The 19,800-nt window shown below is 62.6% G+C and carries 21 protein-coding genes; 11 read left to right on the top strand and 10 right to left on the bottom strand.

From position 1 onward, the window contains the following. Positions 1–149 precede the first annotated feature (149 nt). Positions 150–716 (top strand): CBO0543 family protein, encoded by a 567-nt coding sequence (locus RIN56_02975; GenBank protein MDR7865750.1) that lies wholly within the window; start codon positions 150–152, stop codon positions 714–716. 309 nt (positions 717–1,025) lie between these two features. Here the strand turns inward: RIN56_02975 and RIN56_02970 are convergent, their stop codons facing one another. Then, a complete protein-coding gene (locus RIN56_02970; GenBank protein ID MDR7865749.1) occupies positions 1,026–1,544 on the bottom strand; it encodes a hypothetical protein in 519 nt (172 codons plus the stop codon). A 170-nt stretch (positions 1,545–1,714) separates the two neighbouring features. Here RIN56_02970 and RIN56_02965 point away from each other — a divergent pair, with 170 nt between their 5' ends. After that, positions 1,715–2,647, top strand: a complete 933-nt coding sequence (locus RIN56_02965) for a DMT family transporter (GenBank protein ID MDR7865748.1) — start codon at positions 1,715–1,717, stop codon at positions 2,645–2,647. Between the two features lie 7 nt (positions 2,648–2,654). Continuing rightward, positions 2,655–3,278, top strand: a complete 624-nt coding sequence (locus tag RIN56_02960; protein ID MDR7865747.1) for a LysE family translocator — start codon at positions 2,655–2,657, stop codon at positions 3,276–3,278. Between the two features lie 238 nt (positions 3,279–3,516). Here RIN56_02960 and RIN56_02955 read toward each other — a convergent pair whose 3' ends face one another. Beyond that, on the bottom strand, positions 3,517–3,711 hold the full coding sequence (locus RIN56_02955) for a hypothetical protein (GenBank protein ID MDR7865746.1): 195 nt from the start codon (positions 3,709–3,711) through the stop codon (positions 3,517–3,519). Positions 3,712–3,900: 189 nt separating this feature from the next. Here RIN56_02955 and RIN56_02950 point away from each other — a divergent pair, with 189 nt between their 5' ends. The 6 genes from RIN56_02950 to RIN56_02925 all read left to right on the top strand — a co-directional run bounded on the left by RIN56_02950 (position 3,901) and on the right by RIN56_02925 (position 9,467). Beyond that, positions 3,901–4,257, top strand: a complete 357-nt coding sequence (locus RIN56_02950) for a PadR family transcriptional regulator (GenBank protein ID MDR7865745.1) — start codon at positions 3,901–3,903, stop codon at positions 4,255–4,257. 35 nt (positions 4,258–4,292) lie between these two features. Next, positions 4,293–5,315: an HlyD family secretion protein gene (locus tag RIN56_02945; GenBank protein ID MDR7865744.1), complete on the top strand. Its 1,023-nt coding sequence runs from the start codon at positions 4,293–4,295 to the stop codon at positions 5,313–5,315. Further along, positions 5,312–6,898: a DHA2 family efflux MFS transporter permease subunit gene (locus RIN56_02940; protein MDR7865743.1), complete on the top strand. Its 1,587-nt coding sequence runs from the start codon at positions 5,312–5,314 to the stop codon at positions 6,896–6,898. Before RIN56_02945 ends, RIN56_02940 begins: the two co-directional genes overlap by 4 nt. Positions 6,899–7,319: 421 nt before the next feature. Beyond that, positions 7,320–7,982, top strand: coding sequence for a hypothetical protein (locus tag RIN56_02935; GenBank protein MDR7865742.1), 663 nt, complete (start codon positions 7,320–7,322; stop codon positions 7,980–7,982). A gap of 503 nt (positions 7,983–8,485) precedes the next feature. Next, entirely contained in the window at positions 8,486–8,968 is a 483-nt protein-coding gene (locus RIN56_02930; GenBank protein ID MDR7865741.1) for a MarR family transcriptional regulator, read from the top strand. Beyond that, positions 8,961–9,467: a GNAT family N-acetyltransferase gene (locus tag RIN56_02925; protein ID MDR7865740.1), complete on the top strand. Its 507-nt coding sequence runs from the start codon at positions 8,961–8,963 to the stop codon at positions 9,465–9,467. The genes RIN56_02930 and RIN56_02925 overlap by 8 nt, the downstream gene beginning before the upstream one ends. 102 nt (positions 9,468–9,569) lie before the next feature. Here RIN56_02925 and RIN56_02920 read toward each other — a convergent pair whose 3' ends face one another. From RIN56_02920 to RIN56_02910, 3 genes are all read right to left on the bottom strand, one after another. Beyond that, the gene (locus RIN56_02920; GenBank protein ID MDR7865739.1) at positions 9,570–10,205 is read right to left on the bottom strand and encodes a lactate utilization protein; all 636 of its coding nucleotides are present in this window, start codon (positions 10,203–10,205) and stop codon (positions 9,570–9,572) included. Between the two features lie 233 nt (positions 10,206–10,438). Beyond that, positions 10,439–11,926 (bottom strand): AAA family ATPase, encoded by a 1,488-nt coding sequence (locus RIN56_02915; protein MDR7865738.1) that lies wholly within the window; start codon positions 11,924–11,926, stop codon positions 10,439–10,441. Then, positions 11,926–12,462, bottom strand: coding sequence for a hypothetical protein (locus tag RIN56_02910; protein ID MDR7865737.1), 537 nt, complete (start codon positions 12,460–12,462; stop codon positions 11,926–11,928). Before RIN56_02910 ends, RIN56_02915 begins: the two co-directional genes overlap by 1 nt. A gap of 135 nt (positions 12,463–12,597) precedes the next feature. Between RIN56_02910 and RIN56_02905 the strand changes: the two genes are divergently transcribed. Continuing rightward, positions 12,598–12,792, top strand: a complete 195-nt coding sequence (locus RIN56_02905; GenBank protein MDR7865736.1) for a DUF378 domain-containing protein — start codon at positions 12,598–12,600, stop codon at positions 12,790–12,792. 126 nt (positions 12,793–12,918) lie between these two features. Further along, positions 12,919–13,122: a hypothetical protein gene (locus tag RIN56_02900; protein ID MDR7865735.1), complete on the top strand. Its 204-nt coding sequence runs from the start codon at positions 12,919–12,921 to the stop codon at positions 13,120–13,122. A 2-nt stretch (positions 13,123–13,124) separates the two neighbouring features. Here RIN56_02900 and RIN56_02895 read toward each other — a convergent pair whose 3' ends face one another. From RIN56_02895 to larA, 5 genes are all read right to left on the bottom strand, one after another. Further along, on the bottom strand, positions 13,125–14,294 hold the full coding sequence (locus tag RIN56_02895) for a Ger(x)C family spore germination protein (protein ID MDR7865734.1): 1,170 nt from the start codon (positions 14,292–14,294) through the stop codon (positions 13,125–13,127). A 28-nt stretch (positions 14,295–14,322) separates the two neighbouring features. Continuing rightward, positions 14,323–15,405, bottom strand: a complete 1,083-nt coding sequence (locus tag RIN56_02890) for a GerAB/ArcD/ProY family transporter (protein ID MDR7865733.1) — start codon at positions 15,403–15,405, stop codon at positions 14,323–14,325. After that, a complete protein-coding gene (locus RIN56_02885; GenBank protein ID MDR7865732.1) occupies positions 15,395–17,038 on the bottom strand; it encodes a spore germination protein in 1,644 nt (547 codons plus the stop codon). The genes RIN56_02890 and RIN56_02885 overlap by 11 nt, the downstream gene beginning before the upstream one ends. A gap of 170 nt (positions 17,039–17,208) precedes the next feature. Then, positions 17,209–18,321, bottom strand: coding sequence for a 2-keto-3-deoxygluconate permease (locus RIN56_02880; GenBank protein ID MDR7865731.1), 1,113 nt, complete (start codon positions 18,319–18,321; stop codon positions 17,209–17,211). A gap of 107 nt (positions 18,322–18,428) precedes the next feature. Further along, positions 18,429–19,700, bottom strand: coding sequence for a nickel-dependent lactate racemase (gene larA / locus RIN56_02875; protein MDR7865730.1), 1,272 nt, complete (start codon positions 19,698–19,700; stop codon positions 18,429–18,431). Positions 19,701–19,800: the final 100 nt, after the last annotated feature.

The raw sequence follows: 19,800 nt of genomic DNA, 5'->3' as shown, positions 1-19,800 counted from the left end.
ACACGTCGCGGCGCGCTCTTCCGGTGCGCCTTGCATCTGGGCACTTCTGAACGGCCCCGGCAGTCCAAAGAAGAACGGCCCCGGCAACCCCCCTTCGCATCAAAATCCCCCCTCGCGGCAGATACTAATGCCGCAAAGGGGGGATAACCATGCCCGGTGCGCCCAGCGACGCCCAGATCGCCGAAATGACCCGCCAGCTCAGCCAGGCCCGCACCGAAAACTGGTATGCCACCGACCTCTACACCTGGCAATGGTTCTTCCTCATCGCCCTGTTTATTCTGCCCTGGGTCGCCTTCCACTGCCTCGCCCACCGCCGCAAACTCCCCCGCCTCATCCTCTTCGGCCTAATCCTCATGTTCGTCACCATGGGCCTCGACCTGCTCGGCTACGAACTCGGCCGCTGGTACTACCCCTACAAAATCGCCCCCTTCGGTCCCTTCGTCGCCTTCGTCGACCACGCCCCCTTTCCCGTCATCTTCATGCTGCTGTACCAATACTTATCGGGCTGGGGCGTCTTCGCCGCCGGCGTCGTCGTCACCGCAGCCGTATTCGCCTTTGTTTTCGAACCGGCCCTCGAACTGATGGGACTGTACATGCCGCTCGAATGGGAATTCTACTACAGCTTCCCGGTATACATCCTCCTGCCCCTCTTCGCCCGCTGGCTTACCGAAAGCATCTTTACCGCCGCCGAACGCGACAAGGTCGGCCGGGACTGACCCCGCCTTATCTGCCTATAACATAGGGGCCGCCCATAAGCGCCCATCTGCGGCGTTGCTCCTCAGAGCGCTTGCTAGTGTACATCCGAGTACACGTCGCGGCGCGCTCGCACCCTTCGGGCATAAGCGACCACATCAACGCTAAAGCGTTGTGTGCCTGCTTATCCGGTGCGCCTTGCATCTGGGCACTTCTGAACGGCCCCGGCAGATCAAAGAAGAACGAAAGGGCGGGGGAGAGGCACAAACACAGGCCGGCCGGAGAATACTCCGGCCGGCCTTTCCACGCCCGGGTCCTGGCGGCGCGAAGCCTCAGCCCGTCGACGGTGGTCGGTAACGATACAATTCGATCAGCTCGCGCGACACCACCAGCTTCACCCCCGGCGCCAGCGTCGGCAGCAGGTCGGCCGCGGCGTCGAAGCCCATTATCAGCCCGAAAGTGTTGAACATACTGTTGGAATTCGCCCGGAACCCGTGCTGCCAAAGATTCGGGTAACGCAGCTCCAGCCCGTTGATCGCCGGGATGGCCGTCGCCGCCGCCAGCCAGCGCGCCGCCACCTCGGTTTCGCGGCCGCGTATGCATACCGCCGCCGGCTGCCCCGGCTGCAGCGCCCACGCGAACCCCGCCCCCCGCATCGCCAGCAGCCGGTGCGCCGACCAGCCGATCGCCTTCGCCTGCCCCGTCCGCGGATCGACCGCCAGCCCGTGCAGCTGGTCGGCCACCCTGCCGGCCGCGTCCACCAGCGCCCAGAAATTATGCGTGAACGGCAGGAACGGCACGCGAAACGCCCTAGCCTCGATACCCCACAGCCCCGCTACGCCGTTTGCCATACCATCGACCGTCCCTTTCCCGGCTTTGCCGCCGGCATCAGTATTCCCGCCGGCGCACACTAACCTTCGGCATCGCGCCGCCAAATCCTTTTTATTTCCGCGCGGCGGAGGGGAGCCGGCGCATCGTGTGGAATAAAACAAATCATGCAGCACACAACGGAGATGATAACTTGACGCCCGCCACAACAACCTCAGTCCGCAAAGTCGAAATCATTATGCTCGCCATCGTCCTCATCTGGGGCGTCAACACCCCGGTCATGAAGATCGGTCTCAACGTCATGGACCCCCTCGTCTACAACGCCTTCCGCATGGTCATCGCCACCCTGCTCACCGGCGGCGTCATGCTGGCCAGCGGCCTCTACCGGCCCATGCCCGCCAAAGACCTCAGGCACCTCGGCGCCATCAGCGTCTTCGGCTTCTTTTTCAACCAGATCTTCATAATCTACGGCATGGACGTCACCACCTCCGGCAACGCCGCCCTCATCCTCGCCACCCTGCCAGTAAACATCGCCCTCATCAACCGCCTCTTCGGCTACGAGTCCCTTTCGCCCCGCACCGCCATGGCCATCGCCCTGTCGCTCGGCGGCGTCGTCCTCACCGTCGCCGGCGCGGGCAAAGAAATAAGCCTTTCCGGCCCGCACCTCACCGGCGCCATCCTCATCCTCATCGGCCAGTGCGGCTACGGCTACTACACCGTCGCCTTCCGCCGCCTCACCGACAGCTACTCGCTCCACCAGATCATGGCCTCCGTCTTCGCCGTCAACGCCGTCCTCTTCGCGCTCATCGCCGTCCCCAGCCTCGCCCGCACCGACCTCGCGGCCGTCCCGGCCGCCGGCTGGTTTAGCATAGTATTCTCCGCCTCCCTCGCCCTCGCCGTCGCCAACTTCACCTGGATATGGGCCGTCAAAGCCCTCGGCAGCACGCGCGTGTCCCTCTACCCCAACCTCTGCCCCATCATCTCCATCATCTTCGCCTGGCTCTGGCTGGACGAAAGCTTCGGTCTCCTCCAGGCGGCCGGCGGCGCCGTCATCTTCCTCGGCCTGTGGCTCTCCCGCGGCCCGTCCCCGTCGCCAACGGCGACCACCAAAACCCGGAAAGGTTGATTCGCCCATGCTCGCCTTCCTGCTCGCCGGCGCCTCCCTGGGCCTGTCGGCCGGCCTGTCCCCCGGTCCCCTGTTCGCACTCGTCATCGCCCAGACGATGAAATACGGCCGCCGCGAAGGCATAAAAGCCGCCTGCTCGCCGCTCGCCACCGACCTGCCGATAATCGTCGCCGCCACCTGGCTGCTGGCCGCCTTCGCCGCTTACCAACAGCTCCTCGGCCTCATCGCCCTCGCCGGCGGTCTCTTCGTAGCCCATATGGCCTGGGAAAACGCCCGTTCCGGCCCGCTCTCGGCCGAGGATGCCGACTCGGAAGCCGCCAACTCCATCTTCCGCGGCGCGCTCGTCAACCTCCTCAGCCCCCACCCGTACCTCTTCTGGCTCACCGTCGGCAGCCCGCTCCTCCTGACCGCCTGGCAGGACGGCCCCGCCAGCGCCGTAGCTTTTCTCACCGCCTTTTACGCCTGCCTCGTCGGCGCGAAAATCCTCCTCGCCTATGTAGTAAGCAAATCCCGCCCCGCCTTCACCGGCCGGGGGTATATAATCGTAATGCGCCTCCTTGCTGCTCTGCTGGCAGTGCTCGCCATCCTTCTCGTTCGCGAAGGATGGCAGCTCCTGGTTGGCCGCCCATAAGTGCCCATCTGCGGCGTTGCTCCTCGGCTGCCATCCTCAGCGTACGTTCGTGTACGCTTCCGGTGTCATCCTCCGGTGCGCCTTGCATCTGGGCACTTCTGAACGGCCCCGGCAATTCAAGACTTTAGGACCGAGTGAGAGACGGGGAAACTGTATAAGCGCGCGAAACAGGCTGCCGGTGGCAGCCTGTTTCGCTTTAAAGCGGCCCGCCTCCCGGCGGGCCGCTTCGCTATGCTGTTCACTTTTCCAGCCGGAACTCGTGCCGCTTACCGCCCAAATCCGACCTGGCGGCCCTGATCCCCTTAGCGGCCAGCCTTTCCGCGAACTTCTCCGCCGTCAGCGCGTTCAGGCACACGGCGACGCCGTCCCTCAGCAGCCTTTTCTCGAAAGCCTCATACACCCCGTCCAGGCAGCAGCCCAGCGAATTACACATCTTGCATCATCTCCTTGTAGCAACTATGCTAATTATACCAGACAAAGGCTTCCCTGGCAGCCCCGCCCATTCTTACCGTCAATCCCAAATTGACGCCATCCGCAAAAGCTATTAATATTAATAATGTTATACTTAACATAAAGGCAAAATTATTGCAAACTACGCGCCCCGCAAAGGAGGTCTTCAGCCGTGTTCAGCCGCCCGGACGCCAAAACGTGGATCAAGCTCGTCACCGCCCTCTTCATCCTCAAAATCCTCAAAACGAAAGCCGCCCACGGCAACCGCATCGCCGCCGAGATCAAGCGCGTCACCGGCGACGCCGTCCAGCCCAACCCCAATTTCCTCTATCCGCTCCTCCGCCAGCTCGAAGAGGGCGGCTATGTCGAAGGCAGCTGGGAAAACCCCGCTACCCGCAGCAAGCGCGTCTACACCATCACCCCCGGCGGGTGCGCCTACCTCGCCACGCTGAAAAACACCGCCCGGGCCAAAATGCTGGAGCTCGAGCGTCGCCATAAAGCCATCCGCGATTACCTCTTCGCCGACTGAAAAACAACACCATTAACATACCAGGAGGAATCAACATGAGCGGCCCGAAAAAAATGGACAAACGCAAACTCACCATCGCCGCAGGGCTGATCGCGGGCGCTCTCGCCGTCGCCGGCGGCTGGTGGTGGTTCGCCGCCAGCGGCAAAGTTTCCACCGACGACGCCCGTATCAAAAGCAGCATCATCAACGTCAGCACCAAAGTCCCCGGCCAGCTCGAAGAGCTCGCCGTCCGCGAGGGCGACCGGGTCGAGGCCGGCCAGGTCATCGCCAGGATCGACGGCAAAGCCCTCCACATCCAGGCCGAGCAGGCTGAGGCCAACCTCGCCGCCGCTCAGGCCAAGCTGGCCTCCCTTGAGGCCGGTAGCCGCCCCCAGCAGGTCGCCCAGGCCGAATCCTCGGTCGCCCAGGCCGAAGCCAACCTTGAGAACACCCGCCGCGATTACGAGCGCACCGCCACCCTCTACGAAGACGGCGCCCTGTCCGCCCAGCAACGTGATGCGGCCCTCACCGCCCTCAAAGTAGCCCAGGCCCAGTACGAAGCCGCCCGCCAGGGCCTAAGCCTCGCCGCCGAAGGCGCGGCCGCCCAGGACGTCGACTTCGCCAAGGCCCAGGTCGCCCAGGCCGCCGCCGCCCTCAAAAACGCCCGCCTCCAGGTCGAAAACTCCGTCATCGTCGCCCCCGTTGCCGGCATCGTCGCCAAGCTTCCCGTCGACCGCGGCGAGATGGTCTCGGTCGGCCAGACGATCTACAGCATCACCAACCCGGCCGACTCCTGGGTCGAGGCCAACATCGAGGAAACCGAGATCGGCCGCATCGCGACCGGCGAGGCCGTCAAGTTCACCGTCGACGCCTATCCGCGGCAGAAATTCACCGGCGAAGTAGTCGAAGTCGGCGCCGCCACCGGCTCCCAGTTCGCCCTCCTGCCGGCCGACAACGCCACCGGCAACTTCACCAAAGTCACCCAGCGCATCCCCGTCAAAATAAAAATCACCGACAGCGGCCAGGCGGCCCTCCGGCCCGGGATGTCGGCCGTCGTCGCCATCCTCACCGGCAGGTGAGCGCCGTGAACGCCGCCGCCAAACCCGACAAATACCTCGTCCTGGCCATCGTCTCCCTCGGCACCGTCCTCAGCGGCTATGTCGCCAGCTCGCTCGACATCGCCCTCAGCAACATCATGAACTCCTTCGGCTTCACCATGGACACCGTCACCTGGGTGCTCCTCGCCTACATGATCCCCTACGGCGCCACCCTGCCCATCACCGGCAAATTCGGCGACCAGTTCGGCCGCAAAAAGGTCTACGTCGCCGGCCTCGTCGTCTTCACCGTCGCCACCATGATGGTCGGCCTCTCCTGGAACGCCGCCTCCGTCATCTTCTTCCGCATCGTCCAGGGGCTTGGCGCCGCCATGTACTTCCCCAACGCCATGGCCCTCGTCGCCGACGCCTTCCCGCCCAGCGAGCGCGGCCAGGCCATGGGCATGTGGGGGGCGTTTGCGGCCGCCGGCGCCGTTTTAGGCCCCACCGTCGGCGGCTACATCGTCGAATACGTCAGCTGGCGGGCGCTGTTCAGCAGCATCGTCCCCATCTCCGCCGTCGGCATCGTCCTCGCCGTCCTCGTCCTCGAGGAATCGCCCCCGCAGGACACCACAAAGCCCATCGACTTTCTCGGCGGCCTCACGCTGGTCGCCAGCCTCGGCGCCCTCATCGTCGCCCTCAACCGCGGCGGCCAGGAAGGCTGGACCTCTCCTTATATCGTCAGCCTCTTCACCCTCATGGCTCTGAGCCTCGCCGCCTTCGTCCTCATCGAGCGCCGCGTCGCCGAGCCGCTCGTCGACCTCGGCCTCTTCAAGAGCGCCACCTTCTCCGTCGCCAACATCGTCGGCTTTCTCACCTTCATGACCCTGATGGGCGGCCTGTTCCTCATCCCCTTCTTCCTCCGCAACATCCTCGGCTATTCGCCCATCCGCGCCGGCCTGTCGCTCTTCCCCCTCATCGCCGCCATGATCGTCATGGCCCCTCTGGGCGGCAAGCTCGCCGACCGGGCGGGGGGGAGGACGCCCACCGCCATCGGCATGCTCCTCCTCGCCGTCAGCCTCTACTCCTTCCGCACCATCACCGCCGACACCGGCTACCCCTTCATCGCCGTCCGCCTCGTCCTCATGGGCGTCGGCCTGGCGCTCACCATGTCGCCCCTCTCAAATGCCGCCATGGCCACCCTCCCCAAAGATAAAACCGGCGTCGGCTCCGGCGTCTTCAACCTCTTCAAAAACGTCGGCGGCAGCGTCGGTATCGCCCTCTTCGGCACATTCCTCGACGACCGGCAGTCCTTTCACGCCGCCGTCCTCGCCGAATACGTCGACACCGCCTCGCCCGCAGCAACAGGGCTGCTCGCCGCCCTCAAAGGCGGCTTCATCCAGAGCGGCCTCGCCGCCGACCAGGCCTACGGCGCGGCCCTCGCCGTCCTAAAGGGCATGGTCGCCAAACAAGCCGCCGTCATGGCCTACGCCGACGTCTTCCAAATCGCCGCCCTCTTCGCCGTCCTCGGCGTCCTAGCCGCCCTCCTCATCCGCGATATCCCCAAGCCGGCAGCAGCAGAGGAGGTTGCCGAGACGGCCGACCTTGTCGCAGTAACAAACGAATAGCCCAATATAAAACTCCCGGTATATACCGGGAGTTTGTTCTCTATATATAGCCCTTTGCGGAGAACGCAGGCTATGCGCCGGAGCTCCAGGCGAACGCGCCATAGGCTCGGGCCGACACAGCCGTACCGTCGCCAACTGTCGTCCGTGACAGATGGCTCCTCGCCCGTCCGTCCATGGCCGGGCGTACGTTCGTGTTACCGGCCTAAGCAAAGGACCGACATAGTATGAAATTAGGCTTGGAGCCTCGGGGGTATCGGCCATATGTCGTTTTACAAAACCAGGCAACTCGAATTCAGGTTCAAGTAGGTCTGAACCAATTACACATAGTGTCAATAACCACGTCCCCTTGACATGCCTAACGAAAGGAATATAATGGAAAATAGAGAAGTAATTTGCAAAGTTTGATTCGCAGGGGGATTTTATGAAAAGGATAATCATTTTCCTGGCGGTGATAATGGTTATTCCAGCGGTGGCGTTTTGCTCGACATCCAAATTGCTGGAGCGCGATACGGAGCTTCACCCTCAGGGCTGGATCGCCGGGGCGCTGACTTTCAAGGAAGGGACCACGGTTATTTTGAATGATAACAACGAGGTGATTTCCGGCGATTTGCGGTGGAACGAGCGATTACTCACCGTCGGTTATAGCTCCGCTCTTTTCGAAGAAATACCGGGGGGCGCCCGCGCGCTCGTCGCCTTCAAACCAGGCAGGGTCACTTTTAACGAACGCGGTCTGGTGCTTTCGGGAACATTGCAACACGACGCGACGGTTATTTTATACGGCGACGCTAACCCAGTCGTATATCTAAAATACGGGACTTATATCGAATTCAACAACGACGGCAGTCTTCTCCGGGGAACGCCAAAAGCCGATACATATTTTCATCCCAAGGGATGGCGCACATCTTTACCGAATAACATCAACGCAGGATTCGTAAAATTCAAGGGTCTCACCGAAGTGCTTTTCGGATCCAACGGCGAGGTAATCACGGGAACGCTGGCCAATGACCTGACGATAGGCGTGACCACCTACCCAGCAGGCACAACGCTGCGCTTCAGCGAAACCGCCAACCCACAAAGAATTTAGCAGGACAAGAAACCCCGGCCGTGAGGCCGGGGCTTTCTGTGTGTGGGAAAGGGATTGGGGTTTTGTTTGTGGCCGGGGTGAAAGCATTGAAAAAGTCGATGATTAAACAGATTGCGGAGGACGCGGGCTATGCGCCGAAGCTCCGGTCGAACGCTCCGTAAGGCTCGGGCCGACACAGCCGTACCGTCGCCAACTGTCATCCGTGACAGATGGCTCCTCGCCCGTCCGTCCATGGTCGGGCGTACGTTCGTGTACCCGCAAGGGGCAGGCCGCCCCTCTAACCGCTGAAGCGCTAAGAGTGGCGCACTTACCGGCCCCCTGCGCCAACGGCGCGTAACGCCCTCCGCAACGCCGCCCACGCCCGCATTCTCCGCCGCATCCGGCGAGGTTGCGGGTTGTTTTTTTAATCCTTGATTTAAAACATATAATTTAGTTGAAATTTCTACTATCTCTCGCTATAATAGGATTAGTAGAAATTTCAACTATTTTTTGCCTGCCGGGAGGTGGCCGCCATCAACACTCTCAAAAATCAGATCCTCCGCGAAATCGGTGCGGTGGCGCGGTGCATACATACGCTGGCCGACGTCAAGTACCGGGAGATCAGCCTCCAGCGGGGGCAGTTCACCTTTCTCACCCGCATCTGCGAGCACCCCGGCGTCAACCTCGCCGAGCTGTCTGTGCTGCTCAAGGTCGACAAGACGACAACAACCAAGGCCGTGCAGAAGCTCATGGCCGCCGGCTATGTCCAGCGGGAGCGCGACCCTGTCGACGGGCGCATGTGGCGGCTCGTCCCGTCCGAGCTGGCCCTCGAAGTCTACCCCGGCATCATCGCCGAGGAGAACCGCAGCATCGACATCTGCTTCGCCGGCTTCAGCGACGCCGAGCGCGCCGCCGCCCTCGGCCTCCTTGGGCGGATGCGGGCCAACATCGAAAAAGAGTGGCTGGAGCAGAAGCAGGGCGGGGGAGGAGAAGACAGCGATGATTAGCATCCGGGAGTATTCAGAGCCGTACAGGGAGCGGATGATCGCGCACATCCTCGCCATCCAGCGGGACGAGTTCGGTATCGCCATCACCCGCGCCGACCAGCCTGACCTCGATAATATCGAAACCTTCTACCGTACCGGCGCGGGCAACTTCTGGCTGGCCATTGACGGCGGCAAGGTCGTCGGTACCGTCGCCCTCATCGACATCGGCGGCCGTCAGGCCGCCCTGCGCAAGATGTTCGTCGCCCCCGCCTACCGTGGCGCGCCCCACAACACCGCCGGCCTGCTGCTGGAAACCCTCCTCGCCTGGGCCGGCGGTAAAGGCCTCCGCGAAATATACCTCGGCACTACCGCCAAATTCCTCGCCGCCCACCGCTTCTACGAAAAGAAGGGCTTCGCCGCAATCGCCCAAGCCGACCTGCCGCCCGCCTTCCCGGTTATGAAGGTGGACAGCAAATTCTATAAATATTCCATAGGCCGTTCAGAAGCCCCCAGATGTTAGGCGGACCGGAGGATGGCCCGCGACGGCGTACTTGGTTGCGTACGTCGAGTGGGCCATCCGAGGACCAACGACACAGATGGGGGCTTATCAACGGCCGTAATTTCAGTACCCTAATTCTTCGCCGATCACCCACACATGAATATCCGACGCCGGCGGCTTCTTGTGGATGACTGTCGTGATATTGCACAGCCGCGTCGGCCCCTGGCAGTCCATGCACCGCCCGCTCTGCACGCACGGGTTGGGGCGGTTCAGGCGCTTGTTATTCTGGGGCGCCGCCGTCGCGCGGATGCGTTCCATCGCCTCGTGGATGCCGGGCACGATCTTGTTGGCCCCCGTCAGCACGAAAACCTTCTTCGGCCCGAACATCATCGCCGCCACCCTGTTGCCGGTCGCGTCCATATTTACCAGCCGTCCGTCGGCGGTGATCGCGTTCGTCCCCGTCAGGAAAACGTCGCAGGTCAGCTGCGCCCGCCGCGTTGCCAGCACCTCCTCAGCCGTCAGGCCGCTCTTGTGGTGGCAAAACACCGTATTGCCCCGCTCCTCCAGCTTAGCCGCGATGTCGAGCTGTATCAGCGTCCACGACCCGCCGATCCCCACCGTCGCCTCCTTCGGGATGGCGGCCATCAGCTCCCTGACCGCCTCCTGAGCCGTCGGGAAATACCTCGCCGCGAACCTGTTCCCTTTAAGGGCCTCGACCGTCTTTTGCGCCTCGGCCGCAAATTTTCCTGCCGCGTCCATTTTCCTTGCCCGCCTCCTCCGTTTTTTGCGAAAAAATTTCTGTCGGCAATACTATGCCCGAAATGCCTGTGCGACAGAACAAATGTCAGAGCAAAGGCCAGAAAATATGTCAGAAAAAATGCCCGAAAATGTCAGGGCAAATGCCAGGTTTAGTAGACGTAATTTTCGATATATGTAAAAATATTATGGATACATGAAAAGCGCCTCCCCATGTGGCGAGGAGGCGCTTTTTGTCATTGTAGGGGAGCCGCCAGCAGGGCGCGGAATTCGTTGCCGCCCAGCCCCTCGTTTTCAAGCAGCACGGCGACAATGCGGTCGAGGGTGTCGCGGCGGGCGGCGAGCAGGGCGTGGGTTTCGGCCTCTAGGCCCTGCAGCAGCGAGGCGACCGCCATATGGAGCGTGCCCTGGGGGAGATCGTCGGCCGACACGATGCCAAGGTCGGACATGCCGCCAAGCACGAGCTGGCGGGCGAGGGCGGCGGCCTGCTGGAAGTCGCTGCCCGCCCCGGTGCTGCGGCTGCCGAGCGCGATATCCTCGGCCACCGCGCCGGCGAGGGCGACGACGATCTTATCCTTGAGCTGGTCGGCGGTATGGAGGTACAGGTCGTCGGCCTGGGTCTGGCGGACATAGCCGAGCGCCTTGCCGCGGGCGGCCACGTTCACGCTCGCCACCGAGCCGGGGCGGCGCAGTTCGCCGGCGATGGCGTGGCCGGCCTCGTGGACGGCGATGCGCCGCTTTTCGTCCGCGCCGGGCAGGCGGTCGAGCTTCTCGCCGAGGATGACCTTGTCGATCGCCCCCTTGAGGTGGCGGGCCGTCACCTCCTGCGCGCCGTCGCGCAAGGCGGCGATCGCCGCCTCGTTCACGAGGCTTTCGAGATGGGCGCCGGAAAAGCCGAACGTGTCGGCGGCGACGACAGCAAGATCGACATCGACGGCCAGCGGCTTGTTGCGGGTGTGGAGGCCGAGGATCTGCAGGCGGCCGGTCTTGTCCGGCAGGTCGACCTGCACCTGGCGGTCGAAGCGGCCGGGGCGGAGGAGGGCGGGGTCAAGCATGTCGGCGCGGTTGGTGGCCGCGATGAGCAGCACGCGCACCTCGTCATCGGTGGCGAGGCCGTCCATCTGGACGAGCAGTTCGTTCAGCGTCTGATCGTATTCGAGGTGGCCGGAGTTCTGGCCCCGCTTGCCGCCGAGCACCTCGATCTCGTCGATGAAGACGATCGCCGACGCCTTGCCCTGTTTGCGGGCAAGGCCGCGGGCCTGCTTGAACAGCTGGCGGACGCGCTGGGCGCCGACGCCGACGTACATCTCCACGAACTCCGAGCCGCTGGCGGCCACGAAGGCCGAGTCGGTGAACCGGGCCGCGGCCTTGGCGAGCAGCGTCTTGCCCGTGCCCGGCGGGCCGGCGAGGAGGATGCCCTTGAGGGGGCGGATGCCGAGGCGGCGGATGCCGTCGAGGTCGCGGATGAACTCCAGCGCCTCGCGCAGCTCGTTCTTGGCCACCTCCTGGCCGCCGATGTCGTCGAAGACGATCGCCGGCTGGCGTTCTCCCTCGCCGCCCATAACGGCGAACGAGGTTTTGCCGCCGAGCTTGTTATTGCCGTAGTAAGCGAGCACGGCGACGATGCCGGCGAAGAACAGGACGGGCAGGACGTCGACGCCCCGCCAGGCCAGATAGATGACGCTGCCGGCGCCGACGCCGGCGGCTATCGGTGCGTAGCGCATCACTTCACCTCCCGGACGGCTGCGTCGGGGCGGGGCACGACGGCATAGAGGGAAGCGTCCGCCTTGCGGAGCTGGAGATAGACGTTGCGCGCGTCGACGTACAGCTTGGCCTGAGCGCCGGCGGCGCGGGCCTTGGCGTCCACGCGGTCGGCCATGGCCGAGAAATTGCCGGTCGCGACTGCCTCCTGGAGGTGGAAGTGGACGGCGTGGTAAATTTCCTCCAGCTCAGGGGTGCGGTTGTCTCCAAGGTTGATGCGGGCCGGGCGCTTCCCGAGAACTGTTTTGGCGGTCTCGCCGATTTCGCCGTACGTTTTGGCGAGATTGTCGACGCCGCCGAGGGTGACGTTTATCGTGATGTCGCCGTTCTTGTTCTCGTCCCAGCTGGCGGCGGTCACGCCGGCGATGCCCTGCAGGCTGGCGCCGAGCGGCCTGGCGACCGCGTATTTCTGCCACAGCAGCTGGCCGGTGACCAATACCGCCACCGTCACTGCCAGGGCGATAACGAACATAAGCCGGTTGTCGCGCTTGAAGTTCATAGCGTTCCTCCCCGCGGGATTTTGTTTACATAACATTATAACATCCGAACAGGGTTTGCGGTACTTGTACTAATTGGCACAAGGTTTGGACATAATATAAGAGTGTTGGAAAATAACATAAAGGGGGTCTAATTCTTGGATAGAATCGCATTATTGCTGGTCATCGCCGGGGCGATAAACTGGCTGCTGGTGGGGCTGCTGCAGCTCGATCTCGTCGCGTCAATCTTTGGCGGTCAGAATTCGTTCATGAGCCGGATCGTCTATACCGTGGTCGGTATCGGCGGTCTGTGGTCGCTGTCGCTCCTCTTCCGCGAGCGCGGGCGGGGATAGGTCGTTATCAAGAGGCGAAGAACCGGTCGGAGACTGTACTCCGGCCGGTTCTTCGCGCATTTATTAGCCAAATTATGGACAATATTTAGATGCCTGCCGCCGTTTTCGGAAAGGAGAAGCCTGGTAATGAACGACCAACCGCTAATCAAATTGCTGACAAACCCGCTTGAGCCGTCGTTCGCGGTCGTGCTTATCCTCGTCGGCCTATATTCGTGGAAAATCAACGCCAGGCAGGCGGCGAACAAGAACTGCCTCCGGAGCGCAAAGTTTGCCCGGATCGCCGGCTGGTGCTATATCGCCGCCGGGGCCGGCATCCTGCTTGTTCGCTAGCGTCAGCGCTTCAGCACCGGCCTCCGTACGCTGACGTCGATTTTAATGTCGATCGGGGCGGCGGGGAATATCTCTTCTTCCCAGCGGTCTTTTACGCTTTTCCAGTATTGCGGGTAACGGTTGTAAACCAGTTTGCCCAGACCTAATATCTCGACCTTCATGTCCTGCTGCCGGTCGTAAGCCTTTCTCGCCATCCGCGTGTATTCGGCCGCCACCGCCTGTTCCATTGCTTTGGTGAATTCGGGGTCGAGGGCGTCCTGCGGGGGGTATTGGTTTTCGCCCAGCGTGCCGACGAACCTGGCCTCCAGGGAAAAGCGGAGGTTATTCCCCTCAAACAGGGGCGTGACTTTGATATCGGCCTCGTACAGTTCGAAAACGGCGATCTTACCGGGGGCGGCCGGGTTGGCGAAGACGACCACGCCCTGCTTGAGCTCCCGTCTGAGCAGTTTCCCGCCGTATACTTCGAATTCGTCCAGCTCGCCGATCATCCTCTGCCGCCTGTCGAACACAGCGGCCTTCGCCAGCTTCACCTCCTTGCCTTCCACCAGGACGAACGGCAGGACGAACGACCGTTTGCCCCTGATCGCTTCCGATATCTCCCCGACGGTCGCCTTGCTCGGGAAGTACGGCGACCGGTCGGCGTTTTTCGGCAGTTTGGCGATGAAGACGCTGTTTACCTCGTCGACCTGCAGGGTGGCTTTCAGGACGTCTTCGGCGCGGCCGGGCGCGACGAACAGCTTGACCTTGCGGCGGATCTCGGCGTCGCGCAGCCAGAAGTCGAGGATGCCGCCGATGCCTTCCCTGGCCACCGCCTCGCTGACGATCATGATCTGGATATCCTCGAAAAACATGGCGAAGTAGACCTTGGTGTTGATGGCGCGGACGATCGCGAGCATCGACTCCCCCTCGGCCGCCCAGATGAGGTGCTTCTGGGAGCTGGAGATCTCCCTGCTCGCTTCTTTCCTGAATTTGGGCAGTTCCATCGTCACAAGGTACGTCCGCCGTCCCGCCCCCTGCGGCGCTGCCAGGAATTCTTTTTTGCCGCTGCCTTCGCCGGCGGTTGCGTGGTCGACGGCGACGCCGAGCACATAGCCGCGGTTTTCGATCTCCTTGCGGTCCCAGCAGCCGCCGAGCGGCAGGGTAATCGCTATTAGCGCAACAACGAGCAGCAATCGTCCGGACAATGTTTTCCGCACCGCGTCACCCCCGTTGCCGCCGCCAGGCCAGCGCCAGCAAGAGCGGCAGGACTCCCAGACCCCACGCCAGGCCGGCGTAATTCAGCCATTTGCCGACGACGATGAGCGAGTAAAAGTCCGGCGGCACGGTGACGAGGTACGCGAGCACGGGAACGAGCACGACCATCGCCGGGCGGGGATTTTCCAGCCTCAGCAGGCGGGCGGCGGCAAAGCCGCTGAAATACAGCCAGTTGACCAGGGATGTGAAGCAGACGGCGATCCAGACGATCATCAGATAGCCGTCGATCCGTTCGATGAAGGTGTCGGGGATTTCGATCGCCCGGTAGGCCATGATTGTCGGGATGAGCAGGTGGGCCGTCTCTTCCGGCCCCAGTATCCCCAGCGTTATACCCGCGATCAAGACGAATAGGACGGTCACCGCCCCGATGCCGGCCAGGCCGAAGCGGACGACGCTGTCCCGCCGGACGAGATACGGATACACCAACCCTATTATCAGCTCCGGCCCGCTGTAAGCCGCCCAGCAGTCCAGACTGCCTGCCAGCGCCGGCATGACGCCTTCCGCCAGCAGCGGCGTGTAATGCGCGGTTTCGATCTCCAGCAGGCCGAGGAGCACCAGCACGACGAAGGTCGAGTGCGCGAAGAGGAGCAGGAACTGCTGCGCGCGGATGACAGGGCCGAGGCCGCTCTGGGCCGCATACACGGCGAGCAGCAGCAGGGCGAGGACGATGACCTGCGACGGGGTCATGTCCAGGAGAAAAATCTTCACGGCGATGCGCGAGATCCGGATAAGCTGCGCCGCCATGGCGATCATCAGCGCCAGCATGACGACACTCAGGACATTTCCCCAGACCTTTCCCAGCAATACGCGGTGGTACTCGATCGCGGTCTGGTCGGGGAAGCGGGCGGCCAGGGCGGCGGCGATCCGGAAGGATACGGCGATAAGGACGCTCGCTAGCAGCACCGACAGCCACAGGTCCTGTTTCGCGGTTTCGGCGACCGTGCGGGGCAGCACGAGCAAACTGGTGCCGACCATGGCGTTGATCGTTATCACCATGAATTGTAGCGGTGATACCCATCTAGTCTGCATCGTCGCCGCTGCCTTTCTCCTCCTTAAGCCGCACGGCGTCCTGAGGCTCTAGGTAGGCGGGCCGTTCGGACATGCGGGTGGCGGGCAGGAGGGCGACGGTGTCCTTTAGGTCGCTGAGGTGGGCGCTCGATCTGGGGGTAAGCGGCGCCAGGTAAGGCTCGCCGAAGCTTTCCAGGATGCTGAGATGGATAGCGATGGCGATTAGGCCCCACATCACGCCGAACATGCCCATACCGGCCGCCAGGATCATGAGCGGCACTCTGAGCAACCTCAGCGGCAGGCCCATCCGGTAGCTGGAGATGCTGAAGGTAGCGATGGCGGTGAAGGAGGTGACGATGACGAGCGGCGGGCTGACCAGTCCCGCCCGCACTGCCGCCTCGCCGATGACCAGGCCGCCGACGATGCTGACCGCCGGGCCGATCAGTTTGGGCAGCCTGATGCCAGCCTCCTGCATGATTTCCAGCAGGCCTTCCATGATGAACGCTTCGATAAAGGTGGGAAACGGCACCCCCTCGCGCGACGTGCCGACCGTCAGGGTGAGCGGCATGGGGAGGAGGCCGGGGTGGAAGCTGGTTATGGCGACATAGAGGGCGGGCATGGTCAGCGCGAAGAAGGCGGTGACGTAGCGGGTGAATCTGATGAGGGCGGCGGGCAGCCATTTTTCGTAGTAGTCGTCGCCGGATTTGAAGAAATCGGTGAAGGTGGTGGGGGCGACGCAGCAGTAAGGCGTGCCGTCGATCAGGATGCCGACCTTGCCTTCGGCCAGCAGGCTCACGACTCTGTCGGGGCGCTCGGTGTCCAGCACTGTGGGGAAGATCGAAAAGGGGGAGTCTTCGAACAGGCCATGGATACCGGACGGCGCGGGGATATCGATGGTGATATTTTGCAGGCGTTTTTCGACCTCGCCGACCAGCTTGAAGTCGGCGATGCCGCGGAAATAGACGACGGCGATATCCGTCTGGCTGCGTCTGCCGACAGTCCGCTTGCCGACGACGAGGTTGGGGTTTTTGATCCGGCGGCGGATAAGCGTAATATTGACGCGCAGTTCTTCCGTGAAGCCGTCGCGCGGGCCGCGTATCTCGGCTTCCGTATCCGGTTCGGCGATGGCGCGCGCTTCGACTTTGCGGGTTGCGACGACGATCCCCGCGGCGAGCGTATCGACGAACAAGGCGGCGTTGCCGGCCAGAATCCGGTTTACGACCGCTTCCATCCTGTTTTCCACGGCGACCGACGCTGTGGTGAGGAAGGTATGGCGAACGGTATCGGCCAGGCCGGACTGTTGCGGGCCGGAAGCCGGGACAGCGCTGGGCCGGGTAAGCTTTTCGATAACATGCTCGTTGATCGTCGCTTCGTCGACCATGCCTTCGAGGAAAACGAGCGTCGCCTTTAACTGCAGGGGTGCGGCCCAGAATTCGCGGAACCGGATGTCGTCGCTGCCGGCGAATATTTTGCCTAAGGCCGCCAGGTTGTCGGCCAGCACGGCCGACAGCGGGTAGGCTTCGCTCTCGACATACTGCTCCCGAAGTGTCCTGGCGAGGGTTTCCAGGTCCTGCTCGATTTCGCCCGCGCCGGCCAGCAGGGTTTTCAGGCCCTGAAGCTTAACGCGGAAATCGTTCCCGTCTACTTTTCCCACCGCGATTACCCCTCTGCAGAACTATGCGCCGCCAAAGCCTCTGCCGCATATATTTCCCAATCAAGGGAATTTTTATTAGTTCACCGCGGGCGGGGACGGGCCGATGAACGGAAAAACCGGCCGGAGAATATTTCTCCGGCCGGTTGACGCCGCGGGCGGGGAGCGTCGGGCTAGGCCTGATGGTTTGCCGACTGTCCGTTCTCGGGGTATTCGATCTTGGCGTCGATGCCGCGGCTTTTCTGCCACTTGTCCATCAAGATGACGGCGATGGGGCAGAGGATGGCGGTGGTCAAGGTGGACAGCGACACCTGGAGGGTGGCGATTTCGACGAGGTTCTTGTACGCCAGGGCTTCGGCAGGGCTCATCATGCCTGCGCCCACAGCTATTGAGGCGGCGGCGGCGATAGCGGCGGGGGTGCCTACGGCATTGCCGGCTGTCGAGGCTTCGGCGACCGGGGCTATCTGGCTCTTTTCGCGGAATAGCTTGAATACCAGGATGCCGGTCAAGCCGGTCAGGATGGTGGTCATCAGCCCTAATGTGACGCCGGCGACGACGACTTTGGGATTGAAGAAGGTGGCGAGGTTCATGCCGGCGCCGAGGGCGAAGGCGAAGAAGGGAATGGGCAGGGATTCGCCCGGCTTGAGGAATTCGCGGATGTCCTTGTCCAGGTTGCCGAGCAGCATGCCGATGCCGATGGGCAGGAGGACGGCGATGAAGGCGATAATGGGGAAGTTGGCGCCGAGCATGCCGAGCGCCATGAGGGTGAAGAAGGGGCCGTCGTTGAGCGAGAGGACGGCGACGGCGCCGACGTCGGAGCGGTTGCCGTACTGGCCGGTGAGGGCCGCGTACATGCCGCCGTTGCCGTTGGTCATGGCGGCGATGATCGCCATGGTGGACAGGCCGAGGAAGCCGTTCATCATGTCGCCGGATAGTTTGCCCCAGATGACGCCGACGATGAGGCCGGTGAAGTATTTGGAGGCGGTGAGGAGGACGCCTTTCTTGAGGGCCAGGCCGCCGACCCGCAGGTTCATTTGGCTGCCGCAGCAGAAAAGAAAGAGGGCGATGAGGGGCATGGCGCCGTCTTTGAACAGGAATTGCGTAAACCCGCCAATCCGTAAAAATTCATATATTCCCGGTTTGATGGGCGCTACGCCGAGGGACTTGAGGAAGGACATTATGAAAGGAATGTGCAGCTGGTCAATGGTGTTCAGCAGGGCGCCGAACATCAGGGGCACTACCATGAGCCCGCCGGGGACCTTTTCGATTGCGCGCTTGATTTGCATTGTTTTCGCTCCTTCATATTTATTCGCCTGGGCCCGTTCCTGCTATGGCATCGATTTCCACCCCATCCCTGCCGTTTTCGCGCCGGGTGCGGCCGGCCGGGCTGTGATTACCGCGCCTGTTTGACGTAGGGGATTGTCAGTGGCCCGAACGGGAGGACGGCTATGCGGGGCTTCGGTCCGTATTTCGCGGTCAGGGCGGCCAGGGTTTGCTCCACGTCGCTTATGGGGATGAATTTGGCTTTGGCGACGGTTGCGCCGTCGAGGGTGGAGTAGAGGTAGCAGTCGGCTTTGAGCTGGACGATGGCCTGCACCTGGACCTGCCATTGGTCGAACATGCTGAACGCCGGGTCTTCGATCATGGCCAGCAGCTGCTGCGGCGTGTCGCGCATCTGCAGGATTTTGGCGTAGTTGCCGTGGTTGGGCACGCCGTCCGAGCATTCGGACGCGCTGACGATCGCGCCGCCCTGGCGCACGATCTGCGCCGCCGCGCTCATGCCTTTGACGGTTTGGTAGAGGTTTTGGTCGAGCGGGTAGCCCGAGTTGGTCGTGACGACGATGTCGAACGCCTGGTCGACGGCGTGCATGGCGCTTTCCCTGACGAATTGGCAGCCGATGCGGTGGGCTTTGATGACGTCGCCGGCGAAGACGTTGGTGATTTCTTTCTCGCCGTTGAGGGTGACGTTGAGCATGAAGTCGGGTTTGGCCATCAGGCAGTTCTGGGTGGCGGCGTCCTGGAGGATGTTTCCTTCGATGATCCCCCACGTGCTGTTGGGGTGGCCGATCATCTGCGCGTTGTGGAAATCGAGGATGGTCTTTATGCTGGAAACGCCGGGCTGGATCCCCTTGGGGCCGCCCGAGAAGCCGGCGAAGAAGTGGGGCTCGATGAAGCCGATGACGATTTTGAAGGATGCCTCGACATAGGTTTTGTTGAAGTATACCTCGGAGCCGTAGGTGTTGCGGCCCACGCGGACGAGTTTGCCGTCGTCGAAGGCGTCGTGGTTCTCGATGCGGATGGTGTCGACGATCTCCCTGCCGAGCATGAGGATGAGTTCGTCCCTGGTATTCGCCCGGTGCGAGCCGAGGCCGTTGATGATGACGAAGTTTTCCGGCGGCACGTGGCCGAGTTCCTCGAGTATCCACGGGACGAGCTTGTGGTTCGGCGTCGGCCGGGTGAGGTCGGAAATCACGATCGCCACCGTATCGGAGGTGCTTACCATCGACCGCAGCGGCGGGGCGCCGATGGGGTCGCGCAGCGCCGCGAGGACGGCCTGCTTTTCGTCGGCCAGGCCTTCGAGGTGGTTGGGTTCGATAACCACCGCGTCGTCGGCGACGTTGATTTCCAGTCCGGTTCTGCCGTAAGCCAGTTTTACTTTTTTCATGCCAGCCTCTCCTTTTTCCGTGCTCTTTTATCCTGCGGGTGGGCGCCATAGGTTTAGTTATCGCATATCTCGTGCCAATAGCGGCGAAGGGGATAGCCGG

The organism is Sporomusaceae bacterium (assembly GCA_031460455.1).
In the GTDB taxonomy this organism is placed as follows: Bacteria; Bacillota; Negativicutes; order Sporomusales; family UBA7701; genus Anaeroselena.
This window is presented reverse-complemented; position numbering and strand designations above follow the sequence as displayed.